This is a genomic window from Stieleria marina, assembly GCA_007741555.1.
Lineage (GTDB): Bacteria > Planctomycetota > Planctomycetia > Pirellulales > Pirellulaceae > K23-9.
Window position 1 is genome coordinate 4629144 of the sequence record CP036526.1, and the last position, 22655, is coordinate 4651798.

Genomic DNA, 22655 nt, shown 5'->3' on the forward strand with positions numbered 1-22655 from the left:
TGGCAGCTAGTTCACCACTGGCTCATTGGCAGCTGGCTACTGCTGGCTCGTCAAATCGCTCGCCAATCGACTCATCGACCGAGCAGTCGTCATGCGATTTACCGCGTGAGCGTGACAGGAACCAAGCCTTCCGACGAGGGACCTTCGGAAGCTCCTTGCCCCCAATCATCAAGCCTGGTCGCAATACGATCTTGCGAATCGTACGCCTGCATGTGCTCCAGCAAAATTCGCCGCACTTCATAGATCGCTTTGCCCGTCATGTGGACGGAAGTGTGTTCAGAATCGACGATCAGTTCGCTTTCGACATCATCCATCTTGGCACTCGCGTACGCCACGATCCCGTCTCCGGGGCCGATCCGTCGCTGCAAGAAACTAGGGTCTTCGATCACACCGATGATGTTATGAAATTTGACGTCACGCGAATATTTTGCGCGTTGCATCACGGGAAAGATCGGTGATTCGGGCGCGAGCGAATCGATTGCATTGGCAGTCGTTAGCAGCGAAGTATCTTTGAATAATCGCGGGTTGGCACGTGCCAAGCGATCGCCCGTGGACGTCGCCATCGTGGGCAATTTGATGATCTTTCGCGCCAGCCAACGAGTGTAGTCGTTGGCAAAATCACTGCCACGATGCGGCGTACCGATCGTGATGACTCGCTTGACGCTCTGATTGGGTTTAAAGAACAACGTGCTGACCAGTTTGTTGCGTTCAAACTCGGGGCCGCTCAGACGTTCGACCGGTTGATCGCTAACGATTTTCCAGAAATCGTCGCCGCTATCGATGGTTTGCATTCGGCTGACTAATCCGCCCATGCTGTGCCCAACCAAAACCATGTTGTCTACCGCGCGATGCCGGTGTCCCGGGTCGACGACGTTTCGCATGGCCAACAAATCGCCGCGAAGCTGGTTGGCACTGATCCAAAACGGCTGGCCAGAAGGATAGATGTAAAACCAAAACTGATACCGTTCGCGAATTTCTGGAAAGCTGCGCAGATCATTGAACATGTCCATCCATGTCCGTGGACTGGACCACAAACCGTGGACCATCAACACGGGAATCCGGTTGGGATCGTAGGGTTCCAACATAAAGAGACCGCGATCGTTCTGCGTTTCGGCAGGATTCAATAGACCTTCGGTTTCGATGTCTCGTTCGCGAAAACGCGGGCTATCCAGCAGATAGGCCAAAGGCGTCGTCAAATCAGTTTCAAGCGGCACCCAGTGATCCGAAAGTTGAACTTGGTTCGATGTCAGCGGGTCAAAAAACTCCAGCACACACTGAGTCGAATTATCGACGCGTTTGTCTTTGGCATGTTCGCAGCGGATCATTGCCGTCACCGCATAACTCAGATCCGGCGGATAGTACTTTTCGCGAGTGTCTTCGTCGTCCAATTGCCGACGGACAGCGATGAGCGGCACGCCCAGACCGTAGGTGGTGTGTTTGTTGCGAAGCGTTTCGATCTCGTAGTCACTGACGAATTCGTAGCGATCAAACTCTTCCGGATCCCATTTGCCACGCATTTTGGTGTTGATCACAAATTCGCGATCGTTGGCTTGGATGCGATAAGTTTTGCCGGGCACCAACTTGTTGTCTTTGCAAAGCAATCGCAGGGCGTCTTCGAGTGATTCGTTGTACAAATCACAAACCGCTCGAAACTGAGGGTCATATCGGTTGCGGACCGGATCCAATTCGTCACTGAACAAGTAGTCATAGCTGCTGGTCAGTGCGAGCCCGTACTGATTCAGGGCATCGGCCGCGCGTCCGTCTTGTTCGGCCTTTTTGCCTTCGACGTAAGACAGTTCGATCAGAGCGTACATCAGCTCCGGATCGGGATTCTCGTCGACGACGTTGCGCATCTTGTCGACGCAGGTCCGGCAATCATCATCGTACTGCGCTTTCAGACCGTACCGACGCAGGGTCGACCAAGTCCGTTCACTAATCTGCGGACCGCTGCGGTTGATCAACTGCAGCGTTTGCGTCAGCGGATTGTCGCGCACACTGCGAGTAGAAAGATAGCGAACCGAGCGACAGCCTGTGAAACCTACCAGGAAACACGACAGCACACCTGCAACGATGATGGCATGCATCCGCGGCGCTTGGCGTTTGAGCCCAAGCAATGCGGTGAAAGCGTCGTTACGATTTGCGGCAGGTATCATGTCCCAGCGGCGTTTCCTGCTTTCCACAACGGCAACCAGAGCGCGCGTACGTGCGCGCAGTTTCTGCGGATCGTGCCGACGCTACGACGTGTCGGTGGTTGATGTCAACGTGTGTGTGCAAAAGTCGGCGATCAGTTCGTTGCCCGCCACATGGACAGCGCCTATCGTGACATTGAAGCCAAGACGAATTGCCGCTTCGATCGACTTTTGGAAGTCATCGCAAGCCATGCAATTTCTATCGCGCCGGGATGCGCAGCGGCGGGAAACCGCGTGAAACACAATGACGCTTGATTGTTTTTGAAAAGACTTTCTCGTCATTATCCGAACGACCCAGCTGATCGCCTTGTCGGCGTTTGGGTCGCAACGGTCACGCGATCTTTCCCTGCTTAACGCCGCAACGGTTTTTTGACCAGGCACCTTTTGTGACCTATATTCCGTTGGCCGCCTGTTCTGGGTGTCATTTTGCGGCCACGCTTCTTTGTCGCCTCCCTCGGCATCGAAGTCCTCCCCTCGGCACTCAGTGGACGTTCGCATGCTTCTCAATGCACGGGTAAATTTGCGCGCAACTTGTGGAACGGCATCACGCTCTTTGCGAGCCGCGATGATCGCATCCAGCTTGTTCGCTGCTCAGCTGACATTTTCGACGGCGACGCTTTCGGCTCAAGAAAGCGGTGCGTATCAGGGCACCACACAAGTCCTGAAACCGCTCGTGCCTGTCAAAGCCGACAAGCTTGCGACCGCTGATGCCCTTGCCGAAGCTGAAAACGCCGCCCTGGAAACTGGTTTTGCACTCGAAAGCCAATCGAACTGGGCCGAGGCCATCCAGCACTACGAAAAGCACTCGCGAGCCAATCCCGAAAGCAAGACTCTTTACCAGCGTCTGATCATCTGCCGGCTTCACTATGATGTGAACCGCCGGTTCGTCGACAGCAGCTACAACGACTCGCTGAAAAAGCTCAGCCTGACACAGTCGCTGGATTTGTATTCCGAAATCCTGGCCAACCTGGAGACACACTATGTTGAACAGGTCGAATGGTCGCGGATCTTGCTGCACGGCACAGCGGCTTTGGAAGTTGCGTTGACCGAAGACAAATTCATCCAATCCACTTTGTCAGGCGCTGACCCGGCCGCGATCGAACGATTTCGCCAAGGCGTCCACCGTCGACTTTCCAACCGCAGTTCGCAAACGCGATTTGATGTTCGCGCCAGTGTGGCACACGTCGCCGACTTGGCTCAAAAAGAACTCGGGCTGTCGCCAACCGCGACCGTACTGGAGTACGTCAGCGGAGCCGTTTCGACCCTGGACACGTACACTCGTTTGCTTTCGGGCGACCAGTTGAAAGAGATGTTCTCCAACATCGAAGGCAATTTCGTCGGCTTGGGCGTGGAATTGAAATCCGACGACAACAGCTTGCAGATTCTATCCGTCATCCCCGGCGGACCGGCCGAAGAATCGGGCGTCAAAGCGGGTGACCGAATTGTGCGTGTTGAATCGTCGCGAACGACCGTTGTCGATCCGGACTACGCAGCCGACTTGCTGCGGGGACCTGAGCACACTTATGTTTCGATCGGAGTCGTATCACCCAACGGACAAGAACGGGACATGCGGATCCAACGACGCCGTGTCGATGTTCCTTGTGTCGAAAACGTTCGCTTCGTCGAACCGAATCAAAAAATCGGCTACCTGCGACTGACGAATTTCCAGAAAACGACAACCCGTGATATCGAACGAGCTCTGTGGGACTTGCAGCGACAAGGCATGCGATCGCTGGTGCTAGACGTTCGCGGCAACCCCGGCGGACTACTGTCGGCAGCCGTCGAAGTCGCTGATCGATTCTTGGACAAAGGCCGCATCGTGACGACGCGAGGCCGCAATGCTCGTGAGAACTTTGACTATGTCGCCCACCGGCCCAACACTTGGAACATCCCTCTGGCGGTCTTGATCGACAGTGACAGTGCGAGTGCCAGCGAGATTTTTGCTGGTGCGATTTCCGACACTGGCCGCGGAATCATCGTCGGCGAAACCAGCTACGGCAAAGGCAGCGTTCAGGGGATCTTTCGGATGCAGGCAGCCAACTTTGGACTGTGCCTGACCACTGCAAAGTTCTACTCGCCCAGCGGTCGCGAAATCAGCCGAAACGGTGTCGAGCCGAAGTTCCCCGTCGATTCGCCTGACTCGCCGTACATTGCTCTTCGACCAGACAACACCGGTCACGTCGTCGAAGATCACGAGGACAATGTATTGCAAAAAGCAATCGAACAATTGGTGCAGCGAAGCCAAACGATCAGCCAACGACCGTAATCGATTGCCGCACTGATGTTCTATCGGCTCACGGGTCAGGTAAGTGCCCCCGTGAGCTATCAGTAACCGTTCGCCCCAGACGCGTTGGGCAAAGAATCAATCCGGGCGACCTGCGTACTGCACTGAGCTTACTTACTGCACAAGTCCTTCGGTGACTTGCAGGAAAACGTCTTCCAGGCTCTTTTGATGAGCCGTGATTTCGGCGACCGCATAACCTTGCCCGACCAACCACGTCACCAGATCGGCTTGGCCCGTCTCATCTCCGTCAAATTCAAACCGGATCAAATCACCGTCCACCAACGGTGGCGCACATCCGATCTTGACGGCCAATTCGTTGGACGCCTTCGCTGCGTCATTCAGAATACGAATTGTCAGCTCACGCTGGTTCTGTCGCTGTTGTTGAATTTCATTGACGGTGCCGGTCGCCAGTAGTTGGCCTTGTTCGATGATGCCGACCGAATCGCATATTTCGGCCAGCTCCGTCAAAATATGGCTGCTGATCAAGACCGTTTTGCCCTGCTGTGCTAGTTCGCGAATCATTTTGCGAAGCTGAATTCTGGCTCGCGGATCCAGGCCGGCCGCGGGTTCATCCAAAATGATGACCGAAGGGTTGTGCACTAACGCTCGCCCCAAACACAAACGCTGCTTCATGCCTTTGCTAAGGCCACGGATGGGTTTGTCGGCCATTTTCTCGGTGCCGGTGAAACCCAACACCCACTTCAAACGTTCGTTTCGTTCGCTGCCTGTCAGACCGTAGGCGCGAGCAAAGAAGTCCAGGTATTCGACACAATTCACATCGCGGTACGTTCCAAACGAATCAGGCATAAACCCTAATCGTCGACGCACCAATTCTGGATCATTGACGACAGACAAACCATCAATGAACGCGTCGCCGTAAGATGGCAAATCCAAAGTCGCCAGGATTCGCATCGACGTGGTTTTGCCAGCCCCGTTGGGCCCGATGTAACCAAAGACGTGGCCGCGTTGAACACCGAACGAGATATCGCTGACCGCACGCGTCTTGCCAAAAAAGCGATGCAACCGACGCAGTTCAATGCAATCGTTGTTCCCCGTGTGAACTCCAGGCAACCGCGTTGCCGACTGGGCAATCACTGCTGGACTGGCTGCTGGGCTGGCTACTGGGCTGGCTACTGGGCTGGCCGCATCAGTGCCTAAAATCTGTGCCGCATTCTGGCTCAGGCCTTCATTTGGCAGTTCGCTGGATTCCTGATTCGGTTCGTTTTCAAAGTTCATGGCAATGTCCCAAACACGAACCGAACGCTGGCGACCGACTGCGCCTCGGGCACCCAGATGGCGTCCGCACTGATGTCAGCCAACGCGATGAAATAGCCTTTGGGCAATTCGCCCGACACCTGCAAATTCTGCTGCAACCAAAACTCAAACACTCCATCGGTCACGATACGGCTCGGATCACCGGTGCGGCGGTTGGTAATCGAAATCAGGTCCCGTGTTCGGCTGCTGTAACTGCGACGGTTCACTTCGCGGGTCGATGAGATCGGCCGATGGTCGTTGTAAAGACCGCCCAACATTTCCGAAGCGATGTTTTGGGTCGCACGATCACAAGTCACATCCGTCTGATTGGCCGACATTTCCTGGATCGACCAGTAGACACCTTTGCGATCACGCATCACCACGTTGCGAAGATCAAAATCAAATTCGTTGGATGCCGTCGGCGTTTTGTCCGCGGACTTGCGTGGAATCATACGCAGTCGGCCGAGATTCAGTCGCGGATGATGAACGACAAATTGCTTTTGCGCCCGCGACGGCAAAAACTTTTTATCAAACTGTTGCCCGCCGCCGGTCACCACAACGCGTCCCATCGAAGCATCATTTCGTCGATTCAAAGTCTCCCAACTTTGGTCATCTAAGTCCGGGTAGACCATGACTTCGTCATCCGCTGCAAACGCAATCCCGTCGACAGGGCGAACACCCGAAAAATACGTCCCGCGAATTCGCTCTCCGGCATCTCCCGACGCACCATCAACCCAGGTGACTTGCCGGACTCGCGTCTGCGTGCCAAATCCATCTGCCAGCACCCCGTAGATCAACATCATTGCCGTCGTGACCAACGCCAACACCGGTGCGATCGCAAACATCAAGTAGCCGCGACCTGATTTTGTGGTTTGTCGATAAGCGACCGGCCCCACCAGAACTACAAACAGCGTTAGCAGCCCCATGAACGTGTAAACGGGCGGCTGGGCAACACCGGGGATCAACCAGCGACGAACTCGCTGATCGCCCAACAGCGGATCGACCCCGCGTCGCAACATCGGCGACTGTCGGAAACCAAACGTACGGGCAACCACTGAAAGATCGTGTTCACTCAGATCGCTTGCTTGGTCGATTCCGATCAACTGTCCCGCCGCGACATTTGTCAGCCAAATCCGCTGGGTCTGACTTGGGTCAGGTCGCTTGAGCAGCATCTTATCAATGCGTTGTTGCAATTCGGCCGGTTTGGTCGACATCATTCCGGGCGGCAAAGAAGCCGCCACGCCATCGTAGGCTCGAAAGAAACCATTGGCCGACTGTCGCTTTTGCTCAAGCTTGATTTCGCGGATCGCGTCTTCCAATTGACGCAGCGCATCGCGGTAGTTCGCATGCACGGTATCCGAAGCGTTTTTGACTAGCCATGCATTCGCCGCACTAACCGTCGGCGTGACATCCAAGTCCTCTGCAAGTGAGGCGATCGATTCGGCATCAAAGACGATGATCGTGCCTCCGCAAAGCAACCATTTTCGCAAAGCCGAATATTGCCGCGAGCGGACTGCCTTGAACGTGCGAAGCTGACTCTGCTGAAACACGACCGCATCAAACGCTTGATAACCTCGCCAATCGGTCGGCAGTTCATCGGGCGACACTACCTTGCGGGTCACTTCCGATGGATTCTGTTGCGGAGCTCGCCCCGTCACCGCGGAGTTTCTTATCGGGTAAAGCTGATCCACAAACGAATCGACCTGAGAACGTTTGTCGGCTTCGCAAACGATTAGCCAATCAATCACGTTCTCGTTTTCCAACGCTTTTAAATTGGAACGAAACGAGCGACGTAGCAGTTCACCGATTTCGGCGGAGTAGTCTTCACGTTCGACATTGGAATCGAACAATCGAATCTTGTAACCGTTGCCGGTCGACCATTTGGGTAGCAATCGCGAAACCGTTGCGACTTTTGTTCCCTGGTCGATTGAGATGGGGATATCCAGCGTCATCCCACTTTGCGGCGGCGAGTGTCCCCCTTCGACAGGCTCCAATCGCAACACCAATCGCCGATCAGCCGCAAAAGTGCTGATCGCTTTGACGCGGATGTCGACCGCCATGTACCCCGGTGACTTGGGCTGATTCCATGTAAACAGGACCGTGTAGCCTTTGGTCTTGGCCGGATCGGTCGGCAACACCAGTGACTGCGTGTCCGGGGTCGTCAACACTGCCAAGCATTCGGGCGCCACGAAGAAAAATATCGCAGCGAACGACGCTAGTCTCAACCATCCAAGCCCGCGAGGGTTCATAAAGGCCTCTCACGGGGGGACATGATTTGCGGCGGCAGCTGCCCATCGGCAAACGGATTGTCGCTGCGCAAATCGGGGTCGCGATGCGGAACCAGCAAAATACAACCGCCCGACGCGAGCAGAAAGGCGATGACCGGGAACAACGAAAATCCGGCAAAGCGAACGCCTGCCAGCTCCGCGATCGCCAGCGCGATGGCCAGCAAAATGTCTGCCATGCCGACGATCCGCCGAAAAACCGCCGCTCGCCAAGCCAGCAGAAACAGCACCAAAAAAACGACAAAGCAAGCGACCAAAAACACGGCCGCGGTCAACAACGCTCCGGCGAACTGCCCGCCGTTACCAGCCATCCGAGCGATCGCGGCCAAAACGGCGCACACCGACGTGATGACAAACATCATCCGAAAGGACACGCGGGGCAGCAATCGGCTGCGCAACAGGGGTTCGACCGACGGTGAGTTCACAATGGATCGCGGGTTGTGAATTTTTTTAACAGATCATGGGGCTTCCTGACAAACGCTTGCCAGCGTGTGTGTGCAAGACGCCAAATTTCAGGAATCGCAATTCTAACGTGTATTGCGATTCATGGTTGACACTTTGTTCATCTTCGCCCGAACGTGGACAAACTTTCCACACGTCAAACTTCGCCTAGGCAGAGCGTCCCGACACGGAAATCGCCGGACATTCAGCGATTACACCCCCAGCATCTTCACCTTTGGCTCGCCTGACTTTACCGTACTAGTGATCACTGCTGAGCGACGTTTTTACTTCGTTGGCACAGGAGCGATTCGGACTTTGACCGGTGTTGGTCGAGTCCTCCTATCAATTGCCTGCGACTTCCACGACGGCCCTCCAAACGCGACGGATGCACATGACACCTGACGAATCTTACCAAGCACCTTTTGATACAGACGAAACGGCGACCGACACGGCTCCACAAAGCAGTGAGAGCGTCACCAGCGAAACAACTGACGTCGACCCATCCGATCACGAACCGCTTGACCCGGAAGCAGCGGAAGCCAAGGAAGCTTGGGAATCGGACGCTCCCGAAGCCGACACCTCAAGCACAGAAAGCACCGTGGCAGAAAACACCACCGCAGAGGCTTTGGATACCGAAGCCCAAGAAACCGAAAGCTCGGATACCCAGGCTGCTGCCAGCGAAACCAGCACCGACAGTGCCTCAGTGATCGATAGTGATTCTGCGGCTGACAGTGTTTCTGTGGCTGACAGTGTTTCCGTGGCTGACAGTGACATCGACGACAACCCGGAACTTTCGGAACTGGCCAGCCCGTTTGTCGGTCAATGGAACAATTTGATCAGCACGACCAACTGGGAAAAGGGACGCATCATCGGCCAGTGGCGCGAAGCACTGATCGAATCCGGTGTCGACGCGACTCAGTATTCCGACGAAGCTTGGGCACGACGTGTCGGCGGCGTGACCGCGCCGCACGTGGGACGTCTTCGCCGCGTCTACGATCGCTTTGGTTCGACGTACGCGACGTACGATGACGTTTTCTGGAGCCACTTTCTGGCAGCGATTGATTGGGATGACGCACCGTTGTGGCTCGAAGGAGCATCCAAGGAACGGTGGAGTGTCAGCATCATGCGTGAAAAACGCTGGCAGGCGACGGGCGCGGTCGAATCGAAACGTCCGACTAACAGTGAGATCATCGAAGTCGAACTCGACGAAGACGTTACGCTGCCGGCCCAGGGTGGCGGACGCGAAAAAGAGTACGACGGCGATTCCGGTGGCGTCGCCAGCGGACCGGTTTACGAAGCACCGGATTTTGGTGACGAAGAAGAATTGGCACCGATGAATCAGAACGGCGAAGGTGCCGATGGCGAAGCGGTCGAACCGCCCAAGCCAACGGTGCAGCCCTTTGTAGGGCTCCCCAAGTTGCCTGACGATCTTGCCGACGCTGTCGAATCGCTCAAGTTATCCCTCCTTCGTCACAAGACAGCCGGCTGGAATGATGTCAGCGAAGAGGATGTGCAGAAGTACCTCGATGCGATTGGCGTCATGCTGCGAGCGTAAAATACGCACGCGCGGATTTGCATCAAGCTACCTTTTAGGCAAACTTTGTCGTTCATAACGACGATTCAAAGTGACATCCAAGTTGACGAACTGAAATCCAGCGAGCGAACGCCTGTTCGCTCGGATTTGGTTTAATTCCGGAGGCCACTTGATGAAACGTTGGATCATCGCAGTCGCGTTTGTCGCCTTCTGCCACTATCCGCTGTTCGCACAATCTGCATCCCGACTTGCTAGCCCCTCAGCGATTCCGCTGAGCTTGCCGCTGGGTCTGCCGCCCAGCTTGCCTCAATTTGCACTGGCACAAATAATCGGCGATGAGACGGTGCACGTCGACTTTGTCCGCGCGGAGGCTAATTCCGCCTCACGCGCAGCTGTCCCCGTCCGTCTCGCGGACCACTTTGACACGCCTGCCAGCAAAGCGTCAGCACATGGCCGTTCCACCACGACGGAACTGCAATCTTACGAAGCGCAGGTGCCGTATGTTGTCAAGAAAAAACAGCAGTACACGGTGCAGGTTCCTTACCAGCAAGAGATCACCGACGACGATGGCCGTCAACGCAGCGTCACTCGAACTCGTTCGGAAATCCGCCATCGCATCGTATCGACGACGCTGATGAGAACAGAAAAACGAACGCGCACCGCCGTGGTACACAGCGATGGATCGACCACTCGATCCGCTAGCGAATCGCAAACCTCAAAGTCGTTTGCCAAAACACAATGGAAACCCGCACCGCATAGTATGGCATTGAACTTGGCCGATATCGTGTTTTCGTCACCGCGAGGCGAAGCGGTGCCTGCCAACGTAGCGGCCAAACAATTGCTGGTTCGCCAGCCCGTCGTTTTCCTAGACAATGACGATCGATTGTCGCCGTACTTTCAACAGCTAGTGTGCCCCGAGACGCTAGTGGTGCGGCGGAAATAGATCGTGAGAGATCGCCGGATGCCGCGGGAACGCAAACCGCTGTTTTGGCCGCTATTTTGGCCGAACGTTCAATTCAAGCTAAATGGCGGCGGGAATCGCTTCTCACCTTCGCTGACGTTCTCCAACGATTGCTCTTCGGCCGACACGCTGTGCAGCTTGATGTCGCCCGACTTGAGCAGTTTGATCAGCGTCTGAGCACGTTGGTCCACGTCGGGCTGGGCTAATAGATCCAACTTTTGCTCGATTCCAAATGGCAACGTGTAGCCGATGATGTCGGTGATCGGACCGAGCCCCATTTGTCCCGCCATCAATTCGCACAAATTCTGTTGAACTGTGTTGGACTGCGGGATGATGCCGCCAAAGGTTTCTAAGAGCGAAGATTTCAGAGCCACTCGAAACTCCGATCCCGACGGCGGGTATACGTCGTCTTGAACATCGACTTCGGCCATCCGGAACGGTCGGCCGGTATCCAACTCGCGAATAATTTTTGCTCGTCGCGATCCAACCAGCAAAATATTGTGACGTTGTTCGTCAGTTTCGACGTGCGAAATGATTTTGCCAATGCAGACCGTCGATGCGATCGGAGGCTGATTGTCCACGATCGATGTGGGACCGCCAGTCAGCGTGGTCATCGCGATCAATTGGTCACCGGCCAACGAATCGGCAAGCATCTCGCAGTACCGTGGTTCAAAAATATGCAACGGTTGCATCGCATGCGGAAACAGCACCGTTTCGGGCAACGGGAAAAGTCGCACACGACCATCAAAGTCGTCCGGCAGTCGAGTGGCTGCGTCAATATCGGCCATGAAAAGTGCGCCTGCGAGGAACCGTCTTCACCACTCCGCCAACCAGGTCATTGGCCGTTCGGAGCGACGCGGCCATTTGATTAGGGTTGCTTGATGGGGTAGCTGTCGCCATCTGATCAGTCGTCTGATGCAAACATCATTGCGATCCGCAGCACGTACCAGAAAAGCAATACGAGCGACGCGAACAAGGCGAGCGACGCGGCTACGTGTTGGTCGGTGTTGTAGTGGTGAATGACGTTGGAAGTGTCGTAGAGGATGTAGCCGCATGCCAAGGCGATCATGGCTCCACAGAAAAACAGCCCCAGCGAAAATCCGCAGATCATTCCTGCGACAATGGCTGCCAGGGCAGCAAATCCGGCGATGGCTAAGTACTTGCCCCACGATGACAGATCAACATTGGTCATCATCACAAACGCGGTCAGACAACCAAAACACATCACCGAAATGATGCCAGCCATCAGCGGCAGATTCGGGTCCATCAGCATGGACACATACAGCAGCGGCAGCAAAATCACGGACTCGGCCACCACATAAAGCCCCAGTCCAGCGTACTGGCCGCCTTTGGAAACGCTGCTGGTCGCCCAGGATCGAGCCATCCAGCTGACGCCCATGTAGGCACCCAGGACTAGCAGCCACCCCATCCCGCTCATTTTCTGAACCAGGCCCCGCATCATGTCTTCGGGAACGACCGTAAAAATCACGGTCTCCAGAGCAACCAGAGCCAATACGGCACCGGCGACGTGCAAATACGTGCGGCGAATGAAAGCCGCCCTCGCGGATTCTTCCGCAAAGGCGACCGGGACTGCTGCCGAAGCGTAAGGGTTGACGTTGCTCATGCTATTTCTCTTCGTTGCCCAGATATTCGGTTCGCAATCGCGAAACGGCAGATGGTTTGGATTAAGGTACGCAGGTGGCCAGTTGAACGTTCGCGTCGGTAAATCTTCCGTGACGTGACTATTTTTCGCAAAAGTGCAATTCGTCATGTCCCGGTCGACGTTTTAAATATAGCAAGCCGTCCACTAAAAGTGTCAGAGCAAATGATTGACAGCCCTACGGCCTGTGCCGGACAATCAGTGGCGACCAAGTCGGTCAGAATCGGAGCCGTGAAGGCCCGAGGGTGATTTCCTCTGCAGTCTCTGTCCGCGGGGGGAGAGAATCGAAGAGGAAATCACTCCCGGGCTTTCCCAGCTCGACCAGTTTTGACCGAACATTCCATCACGCTTGCTGCTACAGGATGATTTCAAGCAATGCTTCTCTCGGGTGAAGAAATCAAGCGGCGTCTGGGTGGTGACCTTGGCATCGAACCATTCGACGAAAGTCGTCTGAATCCCAACAGCTACAACCTTTCGTTGCACAACGAGCTGTTGGTCTACGAAGAAGTCGTCTTGGACGCGGCGGTTCCCAACCGGTACCGCCGGCTGGAGATCCCCGTTGAAGGCCTCACGCTGCAGCCCAATTTTTTGTACTTGGGTCGCACGGTCGAAACGACCGAGACGCACCACTTGGTGCCAATGATCCAAGGCCGCAGTTCGCTCGGACGACTGGGACTTTTTATCAATCCAGGCGGCAGTATCGGTGATGTCGGCTACTGCGGGACATGGACGCTGGAAATGCACTGCGTCCAACCGGTGCGAATTTATCCTGGAATGCAGATCTGTCAGATCTATTATTCGCCGCTGATTGGCGAAGGGACAGAGTATTGCAGCGAAAAGTACCAGCACAGCGCCGATATCAAACCTAGCAAGATGTACCAAGAGCTAGGCGGCGACACGGGCGATACGCAAATGGAGCTCAAATTTGAAGAGCTCGCTCGAGCGGCGAAATAAGCTTGCAGCTGCGGAGTCAGTGCAAGTGATCGGCGTTGCCTAGTTCAACAAATCGATCACGCGCTGAATGTCAGCCGGCAACGGAGCTTCAAACGTCATGTCTTTGCCGCTTTGCGGATGACGGATCGTTAGCACCCGCGCGTGCAACGCTTGCCGCGACAACACCACTGCACCAGGGTTGTCTTTGATCCCAGGCTGCAACTGTTCTGCCGTGATCTGAGCGTGCCCGGCATACATTCGGTCGCAAATGATCGGCGCACCGATGTGACTCAAGTGGACGCGAATCTGATGCGTTCGCCCCGTCTTGGGCCGGACTCTGACCTGAGTGTATCGGCCGTGTCGCGAGATCACTTCGTAAAACGTCGATGCGGCTTTGCTGGTCGCGTGGCCTTCGCGAATCGCCTGCTTGTCGCGCTGATAAGGATGCCGGCCGATCGACGCTTCGACCACATCGCGGTCCCGGTCAATTGGTCCGTTCGTGATCGCGAAATACTCTTTGGCAACCGTCCGAGCGGCAAACTGTTCGCACAGACTCAAATGAACGGCGTTGGTTTTGGCGACCACAATCGCGCCGCTAGTGTCACGGTCGAGCCGATGGACAATGCCTGGCCGGGTCGGTCCGCCGACGTCCGAAAGCGACTGGAATCGAAACGCCAGCGCGCTGGTCAGCGTTCCTTGCCAATTCCCTCGCGCTGGATGCACGACCATCCCTGGCGGTTTATTGACGACGACCAATCCGTCATCTTCGTACAACACATCCAGTGGAATGTTCTCGGGAATCGTGTCGTCACTGACTGGCTCGGGCATCCGGAACCGAATCGATTGGCCCGCTTTTAACTTAAAGCTAGGACGAATAATCTTTCCGTCGACATGCGCTCCGTCAGCCTGGACCGCGTGGCGAATCTGGGTGCGACTAAAACCATCGCACGCCGAAGTCAAAAAGAGATCGATTCGCTGACCGCGAGCCGAATCGGGAACCACAAAATCGCGATACACCGTTGGAATATCACGTTCGACCTGCTCATCAGCCGATTCACGATCGGCAGCCGAAGGCTCACTGGGTTCGTCAGAAATTGAATTGCGATTGATTGACGTAAACCAAGCGTCGGCTTGGCGAAATGAAAACAGCCCCCGCCGGCCAAATAAAAACAGCACCGGCGGCAGAGCATTGGCTCGACCGGGGAGTATAGCCGCAATGCACTCGCACCGGTTACCAGCAGCAACCGGGCTCGACGGCCAGCGGCTGATTAGAGCGTTTCAGCCGATAGGTAATTTGAATCATTGCGGCGTGAGGCCGGCAAACGACTACTCGTCGTCAGCAGCTTCGGTCTCTTCAGCAGTTGGCTTCTCGGTCGCTTCTTTGGCAGGCTCTGCCTTCTCTGCTGCGGGTTTGTCCTCGACTGCAGGCTTTTCCTCAGCAGCAGGCTTGTCTTCAGCTGCAGGCTTGTCCTCTGCTGCAGAATTCTCTTCAGCTGCGGGCTTGTCTTCAGCGGCCGCGGCGGGTGGCATTTCCAGACCCGACTTGCCCTCTAGCTCCATGACATCTCCGTCGCCTTCTTTGTCATCACCGGTACCAAGCGTCGGCAATTTCAAATCCGGAATGCTCGGCAGTGAACTTCCCGAGGGAAGCTCGGGTGGCAACGATGGGTCGGCCGGAGTGAAGTCTTGCTCCTTGAACCAAGCGACGAAGTCTTTGGTGTCTGGGCTGGACAATTCTTCGATTCGCGAATTGGCTTTGGCAACCATCTGATCGGATTCTGCCATTTTAACGACATCACGATAGGATTCGATTGCTTTATCCAACTCGCCCAGCGATTCGGCCGTCATGGCCAATCCCAAGTAGGCTCGCGAGCGAAGCAATTCATCGTCGCTGCTGTTCAACGCATCGTTGAATGTATCGCGTGCTTGAGCGAGCATTGTTTCGCCATCGTCACGATTTTGATACAGCGATGCGATGCCGGATTCTAAATCATCGTTGGCGGAATACAGCAACGACCAAGCAGCCGCGGGAGTATCCGGATATTTGTCTGCTACTTCGGGATCCATCATCAGCAGTTGCAATGTTGCGTCACTGCGGTCGCCCGAGACTTTGCTGTTGTATAGTCCCCAACCGATGGCGGCCGCGATGAGAGCGAACACGACCACTGCGATCAATTTGGTGTACGGCTCAACGGACGTGTTCAGCTTGCCCAGCCAACTCGCTAGTTCGTTTTCTTGAAACTCTGTTTGCTTATTCATCGCAGAACTGATCGGAATGTTGGGAGCTAGAGTGATTGGCTGAATGGATCGCTGGCGTCCGCTGCACTCGCAGTCCGGTTCGCACCACAAGGCGCTCCGAATCGAGTCCAGGGGACGTCAATCGTAGACGTTGTCGCGTACGCCCGGGGCGGTACAGGACGTCTACCAAGCACGGGAGTATAGAAATCACGTGTTCTAAGCGTCAATAGATGCGTGGCGCCGGAATGTCTCCCGCATCCGCCCTTAACACCAAGCTCGACTCCGCCGCGACCGATTGGTTGCGGCGCGCAGGCCGGGTTCAGCAAACGAGCCCAAAATCGAACCCGACTTGGCAGGAAAACCTCGCCCCGAATCTCGATCGACGCCTGCTTTACGGGTCGTTTGGGTGATAACGACCCAAACGACACGGCAGTCCACTCGTGCTGCCCCGGTCGCAACGGTCGCGATCGATTGCGTCATTTTCGACCTTCCAAGCGTCGATACCGATTGATGACTCGTGCCTCGGGCGGATTTTTGCCTGCGCGATTTGGCTAGGCGTCCCTTTGACGGCCTGTCTTTTCAAAATTTCGAGTCACGGCACACCAAAGGCCCCCAGAGTGCCGGAACCTCCCCTGTTAATGGCTTGTCATGTCCAGCGAAATCGCCGACTTTGAAACGATCGAACGCCAACCGGACTTCGTCCGCGACGTGTCGGCGATCATTCTGGTCGCGATCACGTTGATGACGACGGTCTCGGTCGTGACTCGCAATCCGGCCGATCCGGTCGAAAGCCCGGTCTGGCCGATCAGTGCGTTTTACACTCCTGACCAAGTCGTCTATCCCGCCAGCGAAACGATCACCAATGGCTGCGGCTACTGGGGAGCCCTGCTTTCGTCGGCCTTGTTCGATGCGTTTGGAATGTCGACCGCACTGCTGATCGCCGCTGGTGGCGGAATCGCGACGGCATTGCTGATCCGCGGACAGATCAATGCTCCTGTCCTGCGGTCATTGGGCGGCACGATTGTCGTCTTGGCATTTTCAACTGCATCCGGCATGTTCCCCGCTGCCATCGAAGGGATGCCCGTGGTCGGCGCCGGCGGATACTTGGGCGCAATGTCGTCGACGTTCTTGCTGGACCATTTTGCGCCCGTCGGCGCGTGGATCTTGACCGCCATGACCATGACGGTGGGCCTGCTTTTGACGACCGACTACGCGATGCTGTACGCCGGACGCAAACTGTTTGCCGGCAGCGCTCGTGTCACCCGAGGAAGCCTGCAACGGGCCGGGCTGTCGCTTCCGGGTGCATCACGTCGCCGACGCCAGCCCTTTACTGATTTGGAAGAACCAATCCAAATCGACGGCGACGCGATCGAAACAGACGACGCAGCGCAAGATGAGAACGAACTGGACGAAGAATTTGTGCCCAGCGAGCCCAAAATCAGTTTCCGCAAACCAAAACGTTCCAAGCTAGTTAGCTTGGCCGCTGCCGGTGCTGCGGGCGTTGCTGCTGCGACGGGTCTGGCCAGCGGAACGGCGGAGGACGAAGAAGACGGCGAGTATGAGACCGAAGAAGAATACGAAGACGGCGAAGAAGATGAAGAGCCGGATGCCGTCGTTCGCGAGATCGAAGTCGACGACGAAGTGATTTCCGTACGCGGCGACGAAGCCCACGACGAAACGCCCCAGCCCAAGATCCGATTGCCTCGTAAGAACCGCAAAAAAGAACAGCAACTGGACGAACGACAGCAACTGTTTGCCAGCTTGAAAGACAGCGCGCCGATGGGTGTCGAAGATTACCATTTGCCCAACATCGAATTGCTGGAAGCCAGCGACGACATCAGCTACGACGATCAGCTGGTCGAAGTCCGTCGCAAGGCGCGGATTCTGGAAGCGACGTTCAAGGATTTTGGTTTCAACATTCGCGTCGTCGAAATCGAAACCGGCCCCGTGATCGCACAGTACGAGATCGAACTGGAAGCCGGCCTGCGGCTCAGTAAGATCACGGGACTGTCCGAAGACATTGCGATCGCCTTGCGTGTCCCGAGTGTCCGCATCGTAGCGCCAATTCCCGGCAAGAACACCGTCGGAATCGAAATCCCCAACGAGACTCGTCAGGTCGTACGACTGCGTGATGTGATCGAAGAATCGGATACTAAAACGGCCAAGATGAACATTCCTGTGTTCCTGGGCAAAGACGTTTCGGGCAACCCGATGGTCGTCGACTTGGCGAAGATGCCGCACCTCCTGATCGCGGGTCGAACCGGTACGGGTAAGAGTGTCTGTCTCAACGCGATCATCAGTTCGATCTTGATGTGCTGCCGTCCCGACGAAGTTCGCATGTTGATGATTGACCCCAAAATGGTCGAACTGAGCGGCTATGGGCGACTGCCGCACTTGATGCACCCCGTCATCGTGGACATGAAAAAGGCCGAAGCGATTCTTGCGTGGGCTGTCGAAAAGATGGAAGAACGCTATTCGCTGCTGGCCAAAGTCGGCGTGCGTCACATCAATAGTTTCAACGCACTCGGTCGCGAAGAAATCCTAAAACGGATGGAGATCGAACCCGAAGACGATCCCAAGGATGTGCCGGACAAGCTTCCGTTCATCGTGATCATCGCCGACGAAATGGCGGACTTGATGATGACGGCTGGCAAAGATGTGGAGCAGCACATCATTCGTATCGCACAAAAAAGTCGTGCGGTCGGCATTCACTTGATCTTGGCGACGCAAAAACCAACGGTCGATGTCATCACCGGTCTGATCAAGAGTAACTTGCCCGCGCGTTTGAGTTTCCAAGTCGCAAGTAAGACGGACAGCCGCGTTGTGTTGGATGAAAACGGTGCCGACAAACTCCTCGGCAACGGTGACATGTTGTTTCTGTGGCCAGGAACCAGCACGCTGATTCGTGGGCAGGGAACGTATTTGTCTGACGATGAAATCGACACCGTGTGCGCTCACTGCAGTCTTAGCGAACAGAATTTCGTCGGTGAATTGATGAACTTGAAGGTCGCCGAAGAAGGCGGAGATGAACCTTCGATGGAAAACATCAAGAGCCGAGACGAACTGTACGACAGCGCGATCGAAGTCGTTATTCGTGAAGGCCGCGGATCCTGCTCCCTGCTGCAGCGTTGCCTTGGGATTGGTTATGGTCGCGCGGCAAAGCTGATCGACTTCATGGCCGAAGACAAAATCGTCGGCGACTACAACGGCAGCAAAGCCCGTGAAGTGCTGATGACGATGCCCCAGTGGCAAGCACTGCAGGGGCTGGATGTCGAGGACGACGAAGAGGAAGACGAGGAAGAGCAAGACGCCGTCGCCGAAGCGGAGGAGGAAGAGTACGAAGACGACGAGTCGTACGAAGAGGTCGAAGAAGAAGAGGAGGAAGCCGGCGAAGAAGAGTATGAGGACGAAGAAGAAGAGGAAGAGTATGAAGAATACGAGGAAGAAGAGTACGAAGACGAAACGGCCTGATTCTTTGCCAATGGCTCGACAGGCGGGCTGCCCAAAGTCTTGACCAGCCCGCATACTACTTTCGTCTCGGTAGTCCAAAATCGGATCTCCGCAGCAATCTTCTCGAACGACCTCCCCCCGGCAAGCGGCCTTCAATCAGCACCGGTCAACTTGGACCAGACGCCACTTCAATGCCATTCCTTTCTCCGCTTCCGCAAAACCGATCCGCTGAATTGATGGATCAGCCGGATTTGCCCGAAGCCGATCATCGGCTGGCGTTGCGTGGGCTGGCAAGAATCAATCGATTCACTGGCGTCGCCAAGAAGATGTTTGCTTGGATCCGAACGTTGGCCAACGAGCAACCCAATCGCACGCTGCGACTGTTGGATGTGGCGTCAGGCAGCGGCGACTTGCCGATCGAATGGGCGGTGTTGGCGGCCCGCGAAGGCCTGTCGATCGACATCACCACGTTGGACATCAGTGCCGTCGCCGCGCAGACGCAGCAGCGAAACGCCGAACAAGCCGGCGTCAACATCACGCCCCTGCGAGCCGACTGCCTGAATTCAGCTTTGCCCAGCGGATACGACCTGTTGACCAATTCGTTGTTCATGCATCACTTGGATCGCCCGGATGTGATTAAGCTGATTGGATCGATGCACGCCGCGGCCAATCAGCAAGTGTTGATCTGCGACTTGGATCGATCGCGAACTAATTTGGCACTGGTATCCGTCGGAGCCCATTTGCTGTCGCGTTCGCCGGTCGTCCACACGGATGCAAAACTGAGCGTTCACGGGGCCTACACGGCCGACGAGTTCCGCGACTGTTGCAGGCAAGCGATTCCGATACCGGTTTCGGTGCGAAAAGTGTTTCCCTGCCGATTTATTTCCACATGGAGAACTTCGTGACCCAAGTTCACGATTCAAAAGTTCTGGTGATCGGTGCCGGCGTGGCAGGCGCCAGTTGTGCATTGATGCTGGCGCGTGTGGGTGTCGCTGTCGATCTGGTGGAACAACGACAATTTCCGCGTGCCAAAGTATGCGGTTGCTGCATCGGCCCGGCCGGACTTGAAATGCTTGATCGTCTTTCGCTTCGACAAGCAGCGATCGCCGAGTCCCAGAAAACAACTCGTTGGCTTGGTTCGTTTAACGGCCGACAAGTTGACATGCCGATTCCGGACGGCATCGCGATCTCACGCAAAACACTGGACCCGATGATTGTCTCCGCCGCAGAAACGGCGGGCGCGAATGTGACAATGCAGTGCACCGCTGAATTGCAGTTCAGCAAATTGCAGTCCGACGATCTTCCTTCCGCCGACGACAAATTGGTGGATGTCACTTTGAAGACAAACGCATCGAATGAAAATCGAACATACAGCGCCGTCGTCGTCGCTGCAGGCCTGTCTGCAAACCGGTTAGACAAATGGTTGCCGTGGCAGCAAGTTCCCCACGGTCCGTTTGGAGTTTCGCTGACGGTCGCGAATCAGCCCGACACGACCGTCCTGCCCGGAGTGATTTACATGGCCTGCGACGACGATGGGTACGTCGGCCTGGTTCGGCTGAACGAATCGGAACTGGACGTGGCTGCTGCGCTGTGCAGTGGATCCGCCGCCAGCAAACGCGGAACGCCGCTGCAGCGAATCCAACGCATTGTCGACCGAAGCTGTTTCGAGGGCATCGATTTGCAAACCTCATCACCAATGATGACTACACCGATGCTGCGAAGAAAACGATTGGCAGGCAAAGGCCGCATCATCGCGATTGGTGACGCGGCGGGCTATGTCGAACCGTTTACCGGCGAAGGAATGACGTGGGCCATGCAAAGCGGTGTCGACGCAGCAAAGCTGATTGCCCACGTGATTGACCAGCGGGACGAATGGTGTTCATTGGGCGCGAAGTGGACGGTCGCAATCGACCAGCAACTCCAACACAAAAAACGATTGTGCCGTTTGGTCACCAACGCCTGCCGCAGCCACCTGATGCGCGAAGCCGCCGGCATCACACTCGCTCGCTTTCCTTCGCTCGCCACCCCACTGCTTTCCAGCATCAACCGAATTTAGTTTTCGATTCTATTACTTGCCGATTCACTTGGCTCCCACAGCGATCATCGCCGAATCAGTTGCTTTCCGTTTTCTAAAGAACCTTCTCACACCCCAAGAATCCTTTTCGGATGACCGTCTTTATCAACGGAATTGGCACCCACACGCCGCGCGGTTCGATTCTTCAATCCGACGCTGGAAAACTAGCCGAGCGGTACTGCTGCCCGACGCCGGAGCAATCGCGACTGCTGCCCGTTTTATATCGACGCACACGAGTGCGCCGCCGACATAGTGTTTTACTGGATGGCGACTTTTCATGGGACAATGTGCCAAGTCTCTATCACCAAAGCGTGGACGAAAACGACCGCGGACCGACCACGCAAACGCGCATGGCTATTTACCGGGACACCGCCGCTATCCTGGGAGCCACCGCCTGTGTTCAAGCGATCGAGCAAAGTTCGTTTGCGGCGGACACGATCACCCACTTGATCACGACGTCGTGCACCGGTTTCTACGCCCCCGGATTTGACATCGAATTGGTCGCCCAGCTCGGGCTGTCGCCAGACGTGTCGCGGAACCACCTTGGTTTTATGGGTTGCCACGCTGCGATGAACGCGATGCGAATGGCTCAGGGATACGTACTTGCCGATCCGTCGTGCCGGGTGCTGATATGCGCTGTCGAAACTTGCACCCTGCATCATCAATACGGATGGGATCCGCAGAGCATCGTCGCCAACGCTTTGTTTGCCGACGGCGCTGCAGCCTTGATTGTTTCCGCCGAACCGCCCACCGATCCAGCGGACGGATTGCATCATGTCGCGTCGCGTTCTTTTATCGTCCCGGATACCACTGACGCGATGTCCTGGCAGATTGGTGACCACGGATACCGCATGACGCTGGAGTCGACCGTGCCGGAGACGATCCGAAAACAGCTGGGACCTTGGATGTCGGAATTTCTGGACCAGCACGGGCTCAGCCAATCGGACATCGGCGGCTGGCTGGTGCATCCCGGCGGCCCACGAATTCTGGATGCAACGTCCGAAGCACTCGGCTTGCCCGACGATGCCTTGGCCGAATCAATGTCGGTGCTGGAAAACTACGGCAACATGTCTTCGCCCACCGTGCTGTTCGTACTGCAACAAGCACTCAAAGCAAAGCGACCGGGCCCTTACGTGATGCTAGGGTTCGGCCCGGGCTTAACGATCGAAGCGGCCTTGTTGAATCAGTAGTCTGGTCGCACGCAGAAGACACGCCTAAGAATCGCTTGCGGTACTCCATCCGACTGAACGCAGGGCATTTGCACCAGTTAAATCTCCCGTCCGGCTCTCACCGCGATTTGACTTGTCGGTTGCGAGAGATGACACTTTTTGGCGAAAGCCCCTTCAAAGCTC

At 55.8% G+C, this 22655-nt stretch carries 17 protein-coding genes; 8 read left to right on the forward strand and 9 right to left on the reverse strand.

The features are described 5' to 3' along the window. Window positions 1-98: 98 nt before the first annotated feature. Together K239x_RS16445 and K239x_RS28745 are read right to left on the reverse strand one after the other, a co-directional pair. Window positions 99-2084: an esterase/lipase family protein gene (locus K239x_RS16445; protein ID WP_419189047.1), complete on the reverse strand. Its 1986-nt coding sequence runs from the start codon at window positions 2082-2084 to the stop codon at window positions 99-101. A 150-nt stretch (window positions 2085-2234) separates the two neighbouring features. Continuing rightward, a complete protein-coding gene (locus tag K239x_RS28745; RefSeq protein WP_419189048.1) occupies window positions 2235-2381 on the reverse strand; it encodes a hypothetical protein in 147 nt (48 codons plus the stop codon). 373 nt (window positions 2382-2754) lie between these two features. Here K239x_RS28745 and K239x_RS16450 point away from each other — a divergent pair, with 373 nt between their 5' ends. Continuing rightward, window positions 2755-4455 carry a S41 family peptidase gene (locus K239x_RS16450; protein ID WP_419189049.1) on the forward strand — a complete coding sequence of 567 codons (1701 nt, stop codon included), beginning with the start codon at window positions 2755-2757 and terminating at the stop codon, window positions 4453-4455. Window positions 4456-4587: 132 nt separating this feature from the next. On the opposite strand, the gene K239x_RS16455 is transcribed toward K239x_RS16450, so the two are convergent. Genes K239x_RS16455 through K239x_RS16465 form a run of 3 tightly spaced genes read right to left on the reverse strand, consistent with a single transcriptional unit; the run spans window position 4588 to window position 8437 of the window. Next, window positions 4588-5709, reverse strand: coding sequence for an ABC transporter ATP-binding protein (locus tag K239x_RS16455; RefSeq protein ID WP_145419323.1), 1122 nt, complete (start codon window positions 5707-5709; stop codon window positions 4588-4590). Next, entirely contained in the window at window positions 5706-7916 is a 2211-nt protein-coding gene (locus tag K239x_RS16460) for a hypothetical protein (RefSeq protein ID WP_145419324.1), read from the reverse strand. The genes K239x_RS16455 and K239x_RS16460 overlap by 4 nt, the downstream gene beginning before the upstream one ends. A gap of 56 nt (window positions 7917-7972) precedes the next feature. Beyond that, window positions 7973-8437: a hypothetical protein gene (locus K239x_RS16465; protein ID WP_419189050.1), complete on the reverse strand. Its 465-nt coding sequence runs from the start codon at window positions 8435-8437 to the stop codon at window positions 7973-7975. 407 nt (window positions 8438-8844) lie between these two features. Between K239x_RS16465 and K239x_RS16470 the strand changes: the two genes are divergently transcribed. Both K239x_RS16470 and K239x_RS16475 read left to right on the forward strand, forming a co-directional pair. After that, window positions 8845-10008, forward strand: a complete 1164-nt coding sequence (locus K239x_RS16470) for a hypothetical protein (RefSeq protein WP_145419326.1) — start codon at window positions 8845-8847, stop codon at window positions 10006-10008. A gap of 151 nt (window positions 10009-10159) precedes the next feature. Then, window positions 10160-10930, forward strand: coding sequence for a hypothetical protein (locus K239x_RS16475; protein WP_145419327.1), 771 nt, complete (start codon window positions 10160-10162; stop codon window positions 10928-10930). A 68-nt stretch (window positions 10931-10998) separates the two neighbouring features. Here the strand turns inward: K239x_RS16475 and K239x_RS16480 are convergent, their stop codons facing one another. Continuing rightward, window positions 10999-11736 (reverse strand): LON peptidase substrate-binding domain-containing protein, encoded by a 738-nt coding sequence (locus K239x_RS16480; RefSeq protein ID WP_145419328.1) that lies wholly within the window; start codon window positions 11734-11736, stop codon window positions 10999-11001. A 116-nt stretch (window positions 11737-11852) separates the two neighbouring features. Further along, entirely contained in the window at window positions 11853-12572 is a 720-nt protein-coding gene (locus K239x_RS16485) for a Bax inhibitor-1/YccA family protein (RefSeq protein WP_145419329.1), read from the reverse strand. Between the two features lie 411 nt (window positions 12573-12983). Between K239x_RS16485 and dcd the strand changes: the two genes are divergently transcribed. Beyond that, window positions 12984-13562 carry a dCTP deaminase gene (gene dcd / locus K239x_RS16490; RefSeq protein ID WP_145419330.1) on the forward strand — a complete coding sequence of 193 codons (579 nt, stop codon included), beginning with the start codon at window positions 12984-12986 and terminating at the stop codon, window positions 13560-13562. Window positions 13563-13601: 39 nt separating this feature from the next. Here the strand turns inward: dcd and K239x_RS16495 are convergent, their stop codons facing one another. Beyond that, window positions 13602-14567, reverse strand: coding sequence for an RluA family pseudouridine synthase (locus tag K239x_RS16495; RefSeq protein WP_419190094.1), 966 nt, complete (start codon window positions 14565-14567; stop codon window positions 13602-13604). A 300-nt stretch (window positions 14568-14867) separates the two neighbouring features. Continuing rightward, window positions 14868-15800, reverse strand: coding sequence for a tetratricopeptide repeat protein (locus K239x_RS16500; RefSeq protein ID WP_145419331.1), 933 nt, complete (start codon window positions 15798-15800; stop codon window positions 14868-14870). 627 nt (window positions 15801-16427) lie between these two features. On the opposite strand from K239x_RS16500, the gene K239x_RS16505 reads away from it, so the two are divergent. From K239x_RS16505 to K239x_RS16520, 4 genes are all read left to right on the forward strand, one after another. Beyond that, window positions 16428-19250, forward strand: coding sequence for a DNA translocase FtsK (locus K239x_RS16505; RefSeq protein ID WP_145419332.1), 2823 nt, complete (start codon window positions 16428-16430; stop codon window positions 19248-19250). Between the two features lie 170 nt (window positions 19251-19420). Beyond that, complete coding sequence (locus K239x_RS16510; RefSeq protein ID WP_145419333.1) at window positions 19421-20134, forward strand: methyltransferase domain-containing protein; 714 nt, start codon at window positions 19421-19423, stop codon at window positions 20132-20134. Then, window positions 20131-21285: an NAD(P)/FAD-dependent oxidoreductase gene (locus K239x_RS16515; protein WP_419189051.1), complete on the forward strand. Its 1155-nt coding sequence runs from the start codon at window positions 20131-20133 to the stop codon at window positions 21283-21285. The genes K239x_RS16510 and K239x_RS16515 overlap by 4 nt, the downstream gene beginning before the upstream one ends. Before the next feature lie 110 nt (window positions 21286-21395). Then, window positions 21396-22493: a type III polyketide synthase gene (locus tag K239x_RS16520; RefSeq protein ID WP_145419335.1), complete on the forward strand. Its 1098-nt coding sequence runs from the start codon at window positions 21396-21398 to the stop codon at window positions 22491-22493. Window positions 22494-22655: the final 162 nt, after the last annotated feature.